Annotated in this window: 8 protein-coding genes; 5 read left to right on the top strand and 3 right to left on the bottom strand. The window is 70.1% G+C overall.

Translation table 11 applies throughout. From position 1 onward, the window contains the following. Positions 1-181: 181 nt before the first annotated feature. The gene (locus ACODTB_RS13780; RefSeq protein WP_291111585.1) at positions 182-769 is read right to left on the bottom strand and encodes a glutathione peroxidase; all 588 of its coding nucleotides are present in this window, start codon (positions 767-769) and stop codon (positions 182-184) included. A gap of 209 nt (positions 770-978) precedes the next feature. Between ACODTB_RS13780 and ACODTB_RS13775 the strand changes: the two genes are divergently transcribed. Next, positions 979-1,824 carry a ferritin family protein gene (locus ACODTB_RS13775; RefSeq protein ID WP_291111587.1) on the top strand — a complete coding sequence of 282 codons (846 nt, stop codon included), beginning with the start codon at positions 979-981 and terminating at the stop codon, positions 1,822-1,824. A 30-nt stretch (positions 1,825-1,854) separates the two neighbouring features. On the opposite strand, the gene ACODTB_RS13770 is transcribed toward ACODTB_RS13775, so the two are convergent. Continuing rightward, positions 1,855-2,475, bottom strand: coding sequence for a rhomboid family intramembrane serine protease (locus tag ACODTB_RS13770; protein WP_488929403.1), 621 nt, complete (start codon positions 2,473-2,475; stop codon positions 1,855-1,857). Next, positions 2,472-5,384 carry a bifunctional [glutamate--ammonia ligase]-adenylyl-L-tyrosine phosphorylase/[glutamate--ammonia-ligase] adenylyltransferase gene (gene glnE, locus ACODTB_RS13765; protein ID WP_488929402.1) on the bottom strand — a complete coding sequence of 971 codons (2,913 nt, stop codon included), beginning with the start codon at positions 5,382-5,384 and terminating at the stop codon, positions 2,472-2,474. The genes ACODTB_RS13770 and glnE overlap by 4 nt, the downstream gene beginning before the upstream one ends. A gap of 14 nt (positions 5,385-5,398) precedes the next feature. On the opposite strand from glnE, the gene ACODTB_RS13760 reads away from it, so the two are divergent. The 4 genes from ACODTB_RS13760 to ACODTB_RS13745 all read left to right on the top strand — a co-directional run bounded on the left by ACODTB_RS13760 (position 5,399) and on the right by ACODTB_RS13745 (position 13,268). Continuing rightward, the gene (locus ACODTB_RS13760; RefSeq protein WP_291111593.1) at positions 5,399-9,607 is read left to right on the top strand and encodes a YhdP family protein; all 4,209 of its coding nucleotides are present in this window, start codon (positions 5,399-5,401) and stop codon (positions 9,605-9,607) included. Positions 9,608-9,636: 29 nt separating this feature from the next. Further along, entirely contained in the window at positions 9,637-10,443 is an 807-nt protein-coding gene (locus ACODTB_RS13755) for a carbon-nitrogen hydrolase family protein (RefSeq protein WP_291111595.1), read from the top strand. An 11-nt stretch (positions 10,444-10,454) separates the two neighbouring features. Then, positions 10,455-12,518, top strand: a complete 2,064-nt coding sequence (locus ACODTB_RS13750; RefSeq protein ID WP_291111597.1) for a two-component system sensor histidine kinase NtrB — start codon at positions 10,455-10,457, stop codon at positions 12,516-12,518. A gap of 120 nt (positions 12,519-12,638) precedes the next feature. Then, positions 12,639-13,268, top strand: a complete 630-nt coding sequence (locus tag ACODTB_RS13745; RefSeq protein ID WP_291111598.1) for a response regulator transcription factor — start codon at positions 12,639-12,641, stop codon at positions 13,266-13,268. Positions 13,269-13,276 lie beyond the last annotated feature (8 nt).

Raw genomic sequence — 13,276 nt, 5'->3', positions numbered from 1 at the left:
CGCAGTACAAAACGGAAATCGGCGGCCGGCACGCTGTCCGGCCTGCTGTTTACGACGCCCGCTGCGCGAGAAAAGTTCCATGCTCCGGTCATCGGGCGCGCAGAGCGGGATTGGCTGGGCAGGGGCATGGTGGCAACTCGCGTTGAAATACTTATTGGTTTTCATTGTGACTCATCAGTCACTATTTAGCCGACAGAAACTTTTCTATGTCCCTGACGAACGAGGGGTTTTTGGGGTCGACGCCGCTGGCATAGCTGCGCACGGTCTGGCCGTCGCGCGCGATCAGGTACTTGTGGAAGTTCCAGCGCGGGTGGTCGCCCGTCTTTTCAGCCAGTTGGCGGTACAGCGGGTTGGCGTCTCGCCCGACCACGCTGGTCTTGCTGAACATCGGGAATTTCACGCCGAAGGTGTTCTCGCAGAAGTCGGCGATGGCCTGGTTGTTGCCCGGCTCCTGGCTGCCGAAGTCGTTGGCCGGGAAGCCCAGCACCACCAGCCCCTGGGACTGGTAGCGCGCGTGGAGTGCCTCCAGGCCTTCGTACTGCTTGGTGAAACCACAGAAGCTCGCGGTGTTCACCACCAGCACCACCTTGCCGCTGTATTGGCACAGCGACTGGGGCTTTTCGTCCTGCAGGCGGTCGAAGCGATGCTGCAGCAGCGCGGGGCAGCTGGCACCCGTCGGCGCGGGCGCCGGCGCGGTCTGGGCCGCGGCGGGCGGCACCGTGGCGAACGCCAGCGCAATGGCCAGGCCCAGGGTTTCAAGGTTCTTCATGCGGCAACTCCAGAGGGGCAAAAAATTCATTCCAACATGGGCCTGTCGCAAACTCAAGCGCGTCTGATCTCCTCTACGCAGGCGGCGGCTGGGTGGATTCAAACCGGTGCCATCGGAACTTTCCGAGGGGGCAAGTCCCGAACGATGGGGTGGTTTGTCATTGCCGTGAAAGCCCGCCGCATAGAATGTCCGCGTTAAGAAAGACCACCATGCTCTATCCTGAACTCTTCAAACAACTCGAATCCGTGCGTTGGGACATGGACAAGGACATCCCCTGGGACAAGTTCGATGCCAGCGCGTTGACCGATGAACAGGCGCAGACCATCAAGATGAACGCGATCACGGAATGGGCGGCGCTGCCGGCCACCGAGATGTTCCTGCGCGACAACCGCGACGATTCCGACTTCTCGGCCTTCATGTCGATCTGGTTCTTTGAAGAGCAGAAGCACTCGCTGGTGCTGATGGAGTACCTGCGCCGCTTCCGTCCCGAGCTGGTGCCCACGGAGCAGGAGCTGCACGACATCCGCTTCGAGTTCGATCCGGCTCCGCCGCTGGAGACGCTGATGCTGCACTTCTGCGGCGAGATCCGCCTGAACCACTGGTACCGCCGCGCCAGCGAGTGGCACACCGAACCCGTGATCAAGCAGATCTACAGCACGCTCAGCCAGGACGAGGCGCGCCACGGCGGCGCCTACCTGCGCTACATGAAGCGCGCCATCGGCAAGTTCGGCAACGAGGCCCGCTCGGCCTTCGCCAAGGTGGGCGTGCTGATGGCCAGCGCGCGCCGCACCGCGCAGGCGCTGCACCCGACCAACCTGCACGTGAACAAGAACCTGTTCCCCAACGACACCATTCAAAGCCGCCTGCCCAACCCGGAGTGGCTGGAGCACTGGCTGGACAAGCAGATCAACTTCGATGCGGTGTGGGAAACGCGCGTGGTCGATCGGATCCTGCACAACATGAGCCTGCTGATGGAGCAGAGCTTCAAGACCGTGCAGGAGCTCAACCGCTTCCGCAAGGCGGTCTCGGTCACCGCGGCGCCGTCGGCGGCCTGAGCCCCTGCGCGCCCCGTGCCTGAAAGCCCGCTACGGCGGGCTTTTTCGTGGGCGCTTCAGCAGGGGTTCGGCCAGCCCCAGCACCACGCCCCAGAAGGCGCCGGTGACGTGCGCGGCCTGCACCACCGACAGGTGGCTGTCGGCGTCCCACACGATGGGCTGGGACCAGCCCCGCTCGAGCAGCACCTTGGTCAGCACCACCACGAACAGCAGCCCGCCCCAGAACCGCGCGCCCTGGATGGGCAGGCGGCGCAGCGCGACCTGCACCGCCAGCACGAGGATGCCGGCGTGCATCAGGCCAGAGAGGCCGACCGCGTACCCCACCTGGGGCCACAGCAGCAGCGAGACCTGCGTGAGTGGCCACGCCAGCAGCCACGCCAGCGTGCAGCGCGCACCGGGCCGCAGCACCCAACCTGCGGCGGCCACGCCGCCCATGGCCAGCACGTTGCCCACGAGGTGGGGGAGGTTCAGGTGGACCCAGGCGCTGCTCCACAGCGTCCAGGGCCGTGCCGTCCATTCGCCCGCGCGCCAAGTCAGTGCGTCGGCCACGCCGGCAGGGGACCACCACACCAGCAGGCTGAGCGCCGCATGCAGGCCGCAAAGCCACAACCAGCTGCCGCGCCACGGTGTCAAGGCAGGTCGATCGTTCAAGCGGTCGACGTGACGCGGCCCAGCACGTGTTGCCACAACGCCAGCACCGCGCGAGCGGCTTCTTCGACCTGCGCCGCATCGACCTGCGTGGGCGCCTCGTCCAGCCGCGCGGTGTGCTGGATCTGGCGCAGCTCGCGGTAGGCGCGGGCCGCGGCCTCGCCCATGCCCGGTTCGAGCAGGCCGGCGCTTTCGGCGCGCCGCAGCAGGTTGATGTTGCCGGTGTTGGCGCGCAACTCGGGGTGCGCGCGAGAGTGCAGCAGCACCAGGTACTGCACCACGAACTCCACGTCCACCATGCCGCCCGGGCTGTGTTTCACGTCGAAGCGTTCGCCACGCACCGGGTGCGCCGCGCGCACCTTGCCGCGCATGGCGACGATTTCGGCGGCCAGCGAGGCGGCATCGCGCTCGGCCGTGATGACCGCCTCGCGCACCGCGTCGAAGCGGCCGGCGAGGGAGAGCCCCCACGCTGCGCCCCCCTGCGGGTCGCTGCCCCCCGGGGGGGCTGAGCCCGCCTTGGGAAGGCCCGGCGGCGGGCTCTCGGCCACACCACCGAGCACGAAGCGCGCGCGTGTCATGGCCTGGTGTTCCCAGGTCCAGGCGGTGTTGCTGCCGCGCTGCTGCTGGTAGTTGGAATAGGCCGTGAAGCTGGTGACCAGCAGGCCCGAGCTGCCGTTGGGCCGCAGCGCGGTGTCGATCTCGAACAGGTCGCCCTCGCCCGTCTTCACCGTGAGCCAGTTGATCATCTTGCGCACGAAGGCGGCGTAGATCTCCGGGGCGTTCTCGTGTTCGTCTTCGTAGACGAAGACGATGTCCAGGTCGCTGCCGTAGCCCAGCTCCTTGCCGCCGAGCTTGCCGTAGCCAATGATGGCGAAGCTGGGCTCGTCGCGGTGGCGGCTCTTGAGACGGGCCCAGCACCAGCGCGCGGTGGTGCGCAGCACCGAGTCGGCCAGGGCGGAAAGGTCGTCGGCCACCTGTTCGACGGTGAGCACCTTCTCCACGTCGCGCGCCAGGGTGCGGAACACCTCGGCGTGGTGCGCGCGGCGCAGCAGGTTGAGCAGGGCTTCTTCATCGTCCTCGCCGGTGGAGCGCAGCGCGGTGCGCCGCGCCTCCAGCTCGTCCTCGAACTGCGCGGCATCGAAGCGGTCGGTCAGCAGCTGCTGGCTGGCGAGTTCATCGATCACGCCGGGGTGCTTGATCAGGTAGCGCGCGGGCCACTTCGCCGCGCCCAGCAGGCGCAGCAGGCGCTCGTGCACCGAGGGCCGTTCCTGCAGCAGGGCGAGGTAACTCTCGCGGCGCAGCAGCGGCTCGATCCAGTCGGCCATGCGCAGAGCGGCCTCTTCGCTCACGCGGCCTTCGTCGATCCAGGCCCCCGTGCGCTGCACCAGCCGCACCAGGCGTGCGCGGGTGTCCTCGCGCAGCGCGAGCACCCGCGGGTGTTCGCGCCATTGGCCCACGCGGGCCGCGAAGGCCGGGGGCAGCTGCTCCAGCACGCCCTGCAGGTCCTCGACCGCGCTGCGGCCGTTGGCACCGTTCTTCTTGCTGCCGCAGCCCTTGCCGTTGCAACCGCCGTTGGTGGGTCCGCCGAGCAGGGTGTCGAATTCCTGGGCCACCAGCTCGCGGTGCGCGTCCAGCGCGTGCAGGAAGGCGCACACGTCGGGGTAACCGAGCGTGGCCGCGAGCCAGGCCAGGTCGTCGTCGCGCGTGGGCATCACGTGGGTCTGCTGGTCGTCCAGGTACTGGATGCGGTGCTCGACCCGGCGCAGGAATTCGTAGGCCTGCGCCAGCGCGGTGGCCGTGGCCGGCGGCATCAGGCCGGCCTTGCACAGGCGCTGCAGCGCATCCAGCGTGGGCCGCGTGCGCAGCTCGGGGAACTGGCCGCCGCGCACCACCTGCAGCAGCTGCACCGTGAACTCGATCTCGCGGATGCCGCCGCGCGAGAGCTTCACGTCGTTCGATCGCCCCGGGTTGCCGGCGGCGCGTTTGGACGCGTGGTCGCGGATCTGCCGGTGCAAGGTGCGCAAGGCATCGAACACGCCGTAGTCGAGGTAGCGGCGGAACACGAAGGGCAGCACGGTGCCGCGCAGCGCGCTGGCGCTGCGGTCCTGCACACACGCGATGGGGGCGATCACGCGGCTCTTGAGCCAGGCGAAACGTTCCCACTCGCGGCCCTGCACCAGGAAATACTCTTCGAGCGCCCCGAGCGAGACCGCGCTGGGCCCTGAGTTGCCGTTGGGCCGCAGGGCCAGGTCGACACGGAACACGTTGCCGTGTTCGGTGGTCTCGCCCACGGTGTTGTAGATGTGCTTGACGGCCTTGCCGAAATACTCGTGGTTGCTGATGCGCTGGCGGCCCTGGGCGTTGCCGGCGGTCTCGCCGTCCTGGTCGTAGACGTAGATCAGGTCGATGTCGCTCGACACATTGAGCTCGCGCGCGCCCAGCTTGCCCATGCCGATCACCCACAGCTGCGCGCGCTGCAACTCGCCCTTGGGCGTGGTGAATTGCGGCGCGCCGTGCTGTTCGTCCAGATCGGCGCAGGCCAGGGTGCAGGCTTCGTCGAGCGCGAGTTCGGCCAGTTCGGTGACGGCGCGCGTGACCACGGCCAGCGGCGCGCCCTGCTCGCAGTCGAGCACCACCAGGCGCTCCAGCACCAGCTGGCGCAGCACGCGCAGGGCGGCGGGCACCGGCAGGCCGCGCTCGCGCAGCACGCCCAGGCAGGCCCGCATGCTGGCGAGCACGGGTTCTCCCGGGGGAAGGCAGGGCAGTTCAGTGGCGTAGCGGCGGCGCACCCGCTGCACGAAGCGCGAATGGTCGGCCCGGCGGTCTTGGGCCGAGAGCGGCGGACAGAGGTTCACATTTGATGACAAAACGGGCGCTTCCGCTGTGGAACCTGTGAAATGGCTGGCCGTCATAATTTGCGGTGGACATGAATCAAAGCCCGGCTCCCATCGCCCCTGCCCCGCGAACCCTCAAGACACTTTCGGTGGTGGCCCGGCTTTGCTTGTGGCTCGTGTTCCTGGCCTGGGGCCTCTTCGTGCTGACCTGGGCGGCGCTGAATTGGTGGATTGTGCCCCGAATCGGCGAATGGCGCCCTGAGCTGGAGCGATGGGCCAGCAGCACGGTCGGCGCCCCGGTGAAGGTGGGCGAGATCCGGGCCGACAACACCAGCAGCGGCCTGGGTTTCCTGCCCGCCTTCATGCCGTCCTTCGAGCTGCGCGACGTGCAGCTGTTCGATCCCCACGGTCGCGTCGCCCTGCACCTGCCGCTGGTGCGCACCGCGGTGTCGGTGCGCTCCCTCTGGCACGGCAACTTCGAACAGGTCGTGATCGACCAGCCGGTGCTGGACGTGCGGCGCACCGCGCAGGGCCGCATCGAGGTGGCCGGGCTCGACATCGCGGGCCCGGGCCAGCAAGATGGCCGCGCCGCCGACTGGTTCTTCTCTCTGCGCGAATTCGTCATCCAGAACGGCACCGTGCGCTGGACGGACGAGCTGCGCGCCCAACCCCCGCTGGCCCTGGGGGCCTTGAGCTTCGTGGTGCGCAACACCGCCCGCACGCACCAGTTCCGGCTCGACGCCACGCCGCCGGCCGAATGGGGCGAGGGCCTGAGCGTGCGGGGGCGCCTGCGCGAGCCCCTGATCGAGCTGGGCGGCCGTGCGCCCGGGCAACCGATCTGGCACAACTGGGGCGGCGAGCTGTACGCGGACTTCAGCCACGTGGACGTGGCGCGCCTGCGGGCCTACGCGGACCTGTCGACCTGGGGCGTGGATGTGCGCGCCGGGCAAGGCGCGCTGCGCGCCTGGGCCGACGTGGTCAACGGCGCCGTGGCGGGCGCCACGACCGACCTGGCGCTGCGCGACGTGGACGCCCAGCTCGGCCCCGGGTTGCCGGCCCTGGCGATCGACGAATTGCAAGGCCGGCTGGCCGCGCAGTGGTCCGAGGGGGGCTTCAATGTGGCCACCGACGACCTGCGTTTCCGCACCCGCGAGGGCGTGGACTGGCCCAGCGGCCGGCTGCGCCTGCAGCACACGGCCGCCCTGTCCGGGCAGCAGGGCGCGAGCACCGAACTCAGCGCTGAGCGGCTGGAGCTGGGCGCGCTCGCGGCCCTCGCCAGCCGCCTGCCCCTGCCGGCCGAAGCGCACCGGCGGCTGGAGCAGCTGCGGCCCGTGGGCCGGGTGGACGGCTTTTCGGCCCGTTGGCAAGGCCGGGCCGGCGCGGCGGCATCGGCGGGCTGGGACCTGGCGAGCTACCAGGCCAAAGGGCGGGTGAGTGGTCTGTCGGTGGCGGGCGAACCCAGCGGCCGCATGTCCATCTCGGGGCGTTTCCCGCTGCCCGGTCGCCCCGGCATCTCGGGGGCCACGGTGGACTTCGACCTCAACCAGGCGGGCGGGCGGGCGCACATCAGCGTGGCCGACGGCACCGTGGAACTGCCCGATGTGTTCGAAGACCCCAGCGTGCCGGTCGACCAGCTGGAGGCCGATTTTTCCTGGCGCGTGCAGGGCGAGCGCATCGAAGCCCAGCTCGACAACGTGCGCCTGAGCAACGCCGATGCCGAGGGCACGGCCCAGGTGCGCTGGCAGACCAGCGAGGTGCCGACCGGATCGACCGCCTCGCGGTTTCCCGGCGTGCTCGACCTCACCGCCACCCTCACGCGCGCCGACGCCACGCGCGTGCACCGCTACCTGCCGCTCACCGTGAATGCCGACGCGCGCCACTACGTGCGCGAGGCGGTGCGCGGTGGCAGCTCGAACCGGGTCGAGTTCCGCGTGCAGGGGCTGGTCGATCACGTGCCCTTCGAGAAGCCCGGCGAGCGCGGCGAGTTCCGCATCAGCGCGCCGCTGCGCAACGTGGACTTCGACTACATCCCCGCCTACCTGCAGAAGGCGGGCGAGGCGGCCTGGCCTGCGCTGCGCGGTGTCTCGGGCGAGCTGCTGCTCGACCGCGCCTCGCTCAAGCTCAGCGCGCTCGAAGGCGGTGTGGCGAACGCGCCCGGCGTGCGCCTGAGCAAGGGACAGGTGGGCATCGAGCACCTGGGCCACGACGGCGTGCTGATGGTGAACGCCCAGGCCCAGGGGCCGGCGAACGAGGCGCTGGGTTTCGTGCAGGGCTCGCCGCTCAACGCCATGACGGGCCAGGCGCTGGCGCGGGCCCGCACTGGTGCCGGGGCCACGCAAGTGGGGTTCGCGCTCCAGCTCCCACTGGCCGACCCTCACGCCACCAAGGTCAGCGGCACCGTCAAGCTCGATGGCAACGACCTGCAGATCAGCCCCGATGCGCCCCTGCTCGGGCGCGCCAGCGGCAACCTGGCCTTCAGCGAAACCGGCTTCTCGGTCAAGGCCGCCCAGGCCCGGGTGTACGGCGGCGACCTGCGCTTCGAGGGTGGCATGCAGGTCGACGCCAAGGGCACGGCCCAGGTGCAGTTCCGAGGCCAGGGCCTGGCCAGCGCCGACGGCCTGCGCGACGCCGGGCTGGGTTTTGTCTCGCGCCTGTTCCAGCATGCCAGCGGCAGCGCGGCCTACACGGCCCAGCTCGGCTTTCGCGCAGGCGTGCCCGAGCTGCAGGTGACGAGCAACCTGCAGGGGCTGGCGCTGAACCTGCCGGCGCCCTTGAACAAGGCGGCCGAGGCCAGCCTGCCGCTGCGCTACGAAAACCACGTGCTCACCGTGGCGGGCGAGAGCGCGCGCACCGACCGGCTGGCGATCCAGCTCGGCTCCTCGCTGGCGCCGGTGGCCTCGCTGCAGTACGAGCGCGAACTCGGCAGCGGCGAGCCGCGGGTGCTGCGCGGCGCCATCGCGGTCGGCGTGGAGGGCGACAACACCGCCGCGTCCCTGCCGCCCGAGGGCGTCGTCGCTCATGTGCAACTCGCGCAGCTCGACACCGATGCCTGGGAGCGCGCGTTCAACACCACCACGGGGGTGGACGTGCGCACGGCGGCCACGGCCGGCGCCACGGTGCTGCCGCGCGTGGGCCCGGTCAGCGACCAGAACGCCAGCCTGGCCTACCTGCCCACCACCCTGGCGGTGCGCGCCGACCGCCTCACGGTGCGCGGGCGCCAGTTCCACCGCGTGGTGCTGGGAGGCTCGCGCGAAGGCGCGCAGTGGCAGGCCAACATCGACGCCAACGAACTCAATGGCTACGTGTCGGTGCGCCAGTCGGGCCCGGGTACGGCGGGCAATGTGTACGCGCGCCTCAAGCGCCTGCAGCTGGAGCCCTCGGCGGCGAACGACGTCGAACAGCTGCTGGAGCAGCCCACCACCAGCGTGCCCTCGCTGGATATCGCCGTGGACGAGCTCACCATCGCCGGTCGCAACCTGGGGCGTGTGGAGGTCGAGGCCATCAACCGCGGCGGGCCGCTGCGCGGCAGCGAATGGCGCCTGACCCGACTGCGCGTCGCCGCGCCCGAGGCGCGCCTGAGCGCCACCGGCAACTGGGTCGCCGCCGGGGCCGGCGCGGCCGGCCAGCGCCGCACCGCGCTCAATTTCCGGCTCGACATCGACGACTCGGGCCAACTGCTCACCCGCTTCGGCCGCGAGGGCTTGGTGCGCGGTGGCAAGGGTCGGCTCGAAGGCAACATCGGCTGGATCGGCTCGCCGCTGTCGATCGACTACCCCAGCCTGTCGGGCCAGATCCACGCCGACATCGAGCGCGGCCAGTTCCTCAAGGTCGACCCCGGCGCCGGGCGCCTGCTGGGCGTGCTCAGCCTGCAGGCCCTGCCGCGACGCCTGGTGCTCGACTTCCGAGACGTGTTCTCCGAAGGCTTTGCCTTCGACTTCGTGCGCGGCGACGCGCGCCTGGAGCAGGGCGTGCTGCACACCAACAACCTGCAGATGAAGGGCGTGAACGCGGCCGTGCTGATGGAAGGCAGCGCCGACATCGCGCGCGAGCAGCAGGACCTCAAGGTGGTGGTGGTGCCCGAGATCAACGCCGGCACCGCCTCGCTGATCGCCACCGCCATCAACCCGGCCATCGGTCTGGGCACCTTCCTGGCGCAATTCCTGCTGCGCCAGCCGCTGCAGTCGGCAACGACGCAGGAGTTCCGCATCACCGGCAGCTGGGCCGATCCCCAGGTGGACAAGGTCGAGCGGGCTTCACCGGCCGCCGCGGCGCCGCGCGACCCCACGCCGGTGCTGCAGTAAGCTGTCAGGCTTCACCGAAAGGACACCGCATGAAAGTCGCCGCCATCCAGATGGTTTCGGGCATCAGCCTGGACGTCAACCTCAGCGAAGCCCTGCGCCTGCTGCGCCAGGCCGCCGCTGGCGGGGCCGAGCTCGCGGTGCTGCCCGAGTACTTCTGCTTCATGGGCGCCAAGGACGAGGACAAGCTGGTGCTGGCCGAAACGCCCGGCCTGGGCAAGGTGCAGGACTTCCTCTCCGACGCCGCGCGCGACCTCAAGATGTGGATCGTCGGCGGCACGCTGCCCATGGCCACCGACGACCCCAGCCACGCGGCCAACGCCTCGGTGGTGTACAACCCGCGCGGCGAGAGCACCAGCCGCTACGACAAGATCCACCTGTTCCGCTACGACAACGGCACCGAGCACTACGACGAGGCCACGGTGCTGGTCGCGGGCGACACGCCCACCGTGTTCGAGTGCCGCGACCACGCGGGCCAGGACTGGCGCGTGGGCCAGAGCGTCTGCTACGACCTGCGCTTTGGCGAGCTCTACCGCATGCTCGCCGCCGACATCCTGCTGGTGCCAGCGGCCTTCACCTACACCACCGGGCGCTCGCACTGGGAGGTGCTGCTGCGCGCCCGCGCGATCGAGAACCAGGCCTTCGTGATCGCCAGCGCCCAGGGTGGCGTGCACGAGAACGGCCGCCGCACCTGGGGCCACAGCATGGTGATCGACCCCTGGGGCGAGGTGATGGCGCTGCAGGCCGAAGGCCCCGGCGTGGTGCTGGCCGAGCTGGACATCGAGCGCCTGCGCAGCGTGCGCGAACAACTGCCTTCGCTGCAGCACCGCCGCCTCTGACCCGCTCGGCCATGGAGCGCCCGCACTTCATCCGCGCGTGGCGCGAAAGCCTTCGTTCGCTCCGCTGGCGCCTGTGGGCGGCCCTGCTGCTGCTGGTGGCGACGCTGCTGGGGGTGCTGATCTTCCTGGCCGCGGAGTACGAAGAGGCGCGCGACCAGACCGCGCTGGAGCAGGACGCGGCCTCGCTCGTGAGCGACATCCGCAGCAGCCTGGTGCGCAACGTGCAGACCCTGCAGTCGCTGCACAGCGTGGCGCCCACGGCCGATTCGTGGGCCTTTCCGGCGGCCGAGCTGATGGCGCAGCACCGGGAGATCGTTCGGCTCGAATGGCGCGACAACGCGCAACAGGTGGCCGCCGCGCGCGACACGCCCTTCATCCCCGAGCTGTTCGGTTACCTGGACCGCGACCAGGCCCTGCCTGAGGTGCGCCTGGCCTGCGACCACGCGCGGCGCCTGTCCGGGCCGGCCTACTCCAGCAGCTACTTCTGGCCATTGCGCCACGGCAAGGGCCTGGAGCTGATCGAAATGTGCCTGCCGGTGGCGCGCAATGGCCTGCCCAATGGTTTTCTGGTGGCCACCTATTCGCTGCCCGGCCTGCTGTCGGAACTCACCAACCGCGACCTGCTGCGCGGCCGGGGGCTGGCCTTCAACGAGGCCGACGGCACGCGACTGGCGCTGCACAGCATCGTCACCGGCACGCGCCGCACCCTCACCGCGCGCCAGGTGCTCGACCTGCCGGGCCACACGCTCATCCTTCAACTGCAGAGCCCGCGCCTGTTGCGCGGCCTCTTCCCCAATGTGCTCACCGCCATGGTCAGCGCGCTGTCGCTGGCGCTGCTGTCGGTGCTGTTCCTGCTCGGGCGCGACATCCGTCGCCGCCAGCGCGCCGAAATGGAAGTGGCCAAGTCCCTGGCGTTCCGCAAGGCGATGGAAGACTCGCTGGTGACCGGCCTGCGCGCGCGCGACATGCAAGGCCGCATCACCTACGTGAACCCGGCCTTCTGCGACATGGTGGGCCTCACGGCCGAACAGCTCGTGGGCACCGGCCTGCCAGCGCCCTGGTGGCCGCCCGAGCTGGTGGACGAGTACCAGCAGCGCCAGATGGTGCGGCTGGCCGGGCAGGTGCTGCCGCGCGAGGGCTACGAATCGGTGTTCCAGCGGCCCGACGGCACGCGCTTCCCGGTGCTCATCATCGAGGCGCCGCTGATCGATGCGCAAGGCAAGCAGACCGGTTTCATGAGCGCCATCCTGGACCTGACCGAGCAGCGCCGCGTGGAAGACCTCAACCGCGCCTCGCAGGAGCGCCTGCAGGCCACCGCGCGCCTGGCCACCATGGGCGAAATGGCCTCGCTGCTGAGCCATGAGCTCAACCAGCCGCTGGCCGCGATCTCGAGCTACGCCAGCGGCACGCTCAACCTGCTGGAGCAGCCCGAGGGGGCGGGCGCGGCGGTGGCCGACCCGGTGCAGGCCGACCTGATGCAGGCTGTGCGGCGCATTGGCGAGCAGGCCGAGCGCGCGGCGCGCGTCATCAAGAGCGTGGCCGACTTCGTGCGGCGGCGCCAACGGGTGCACGAGGCGGTCACGCCCAAGAGCCTGATCGACGCCATCCTGCCGCTGCTGAGCCTGCAGGCCAAGAAGCAGGGCATCCGCCTGCAGATCCAGATCGCGCCCGATTGCCCCCCGGTGCTGTGCGACCGCACCATGGTCGAGCAGGTGCTGCTCAACCTCGCGCGCAACGGCATGCAGGCCATGCCGCTGACCGACCCGTCCTCGCGCATGAGCCTGCGCGTGCTGCGCCTGGAGGTGGGGCAGGCGCGCCTGCATTCGGGTCTCGCGCCGGGCGGCCTGCCGCAGAAGGCCTGGGTCGCCTTCTCTGTCACCGACCATGGCCTGGGGCTGAGCGAGGAGGTGCAGGCCAAGCTGTTCACGCCGTTCTTCACGACCCGCGCCGAAGGCATGGGCCTGGGGCTGAGCCTGTGCCGCACCGTGATCGAGCAGCACGGCGGCGCGCTCACCCACGAGCCCAACGAGCCGCGTGGCACCGTGTTCCGCTTCACCCTGCCCGCCGCCGTTTGATCGTCGGCGCGAGATGCCTCCAGCCAGGGCTCGCGAGGATCCGGCTCCGCCGGTCCCAGCGTGCGCCCCCCTTCAGGGGGACGCGCGCAGCGCGGCGGGGTGCCCTTTATCATCGGATTCATGACGCAGCACCCTGACGCGAAGATCTACCTCGTCGACGACGACGCCGAGGTGCGCCAGGCGCTGGCCTGGCTGCTGCGCACGCGCCGCCTGCTCAGCGAAGGCTACGACCATGCCGAGGCCTTCCAGGCCGAGGCCGCCGTGTGGACCCAGGCGCCCGAGGCACCGTGCTGCGTGGTGCTCGATGTGCGCATGCCGGGCATGAGCGGGCTCACGCTGTTCGAGCGCATGCAGCAGCTGCCCTGGCAGGCCGCGGTGCCGGTGATCTTTCTCTCGGGCCACGCCGACGTGCCCACCGCGGTCGACGCCGTCAAGCGCGGCGCCTTCGACTTCTGCGAGAAACCGTTTTCGGACAACGCGCTGGTCGACCGCGTCGAGCAGGCGCTGGACCGCTCGGCCCAGGTGCTGGCCCAGCAGCGCATCCAGCGCGAGCTGCAGCAGCGCCTGGACAGCCTGACCGATCGCGAGCGCGACGTGATGGACCTGGTGATCGCCGGCCTGCCCAACAAGCTCGTGGCCGACCAGCTCAACATCAGCGTGCGCACGGTGGAGGTGCACCGCTCGCGCGTGTTCGACAAGATGGGCGTGAAGTCCGCGGTCGAGCTGGCCAACGTGCTGCGCCCGCCGTGAGCGGCGGC

Source organism: Hydrogenophaga sp. FG152, assembly GCF_057809615.1.
Note: the sequence above shows the minus strand (reverse complement) of the source record. Positions and strands in the feature narration are given on the sequence as shown.

Excerpts from the sequence above, each read along its gene's own strand:
- ACODTB_RS13780 (WP_291111585.1), bottom strand. The coding sequence starts at position 769 with ATGAAGAACCTTGAAACCCTGGGCCTGGCCATTGCGCTGGCGTTCGCC.
- ACODTB_RS13775 (WP_291111587.1), top strand. The coding sequence starts at position 979 with ATGCTCTATCCTGAACTCTTCAAACAACTCGAATCCGTGCGTTGGGAC.
- glnE (WP_488929402.1), bottom strand. The coding sequence starts at position 5,384 with ATGACGGCCAGCCATTTCACAGGTTCCACAGCGGAAGCGCCCGTTTTG.
- ACODTB_RS13760 (WP_291111593.1), top strand. The coding sequence starts at position 5,399 with ATGAATCAAAGCCCGGCTCCCATCGCCCCTGCCCCGCGAACCCTCAAG.
- ACODTB_RS13755 (WP_291111595.1), top strand. The coding sequence starts at position 9,637 with ATGAAAGTCGCCGCCATCCAGATGGTTTCGGGCATCAGCCTGGACGTC.
- ACODTB_RS13750 (WP_291111597.1), top strand. The coding sequence starts at position 10,455 with ATGGAGCGCCCGCACTTCATCCGCGCGTGGCGCGAAAGCCTTCGTTCG.
- ACODTB_RS13745 (WP_291111598.1), top strand. The coding sequence starts at position 12,639 with ATGACGCAGCACCCTGACGCGAAGATCTACCTCGTCGACGACGACGCC.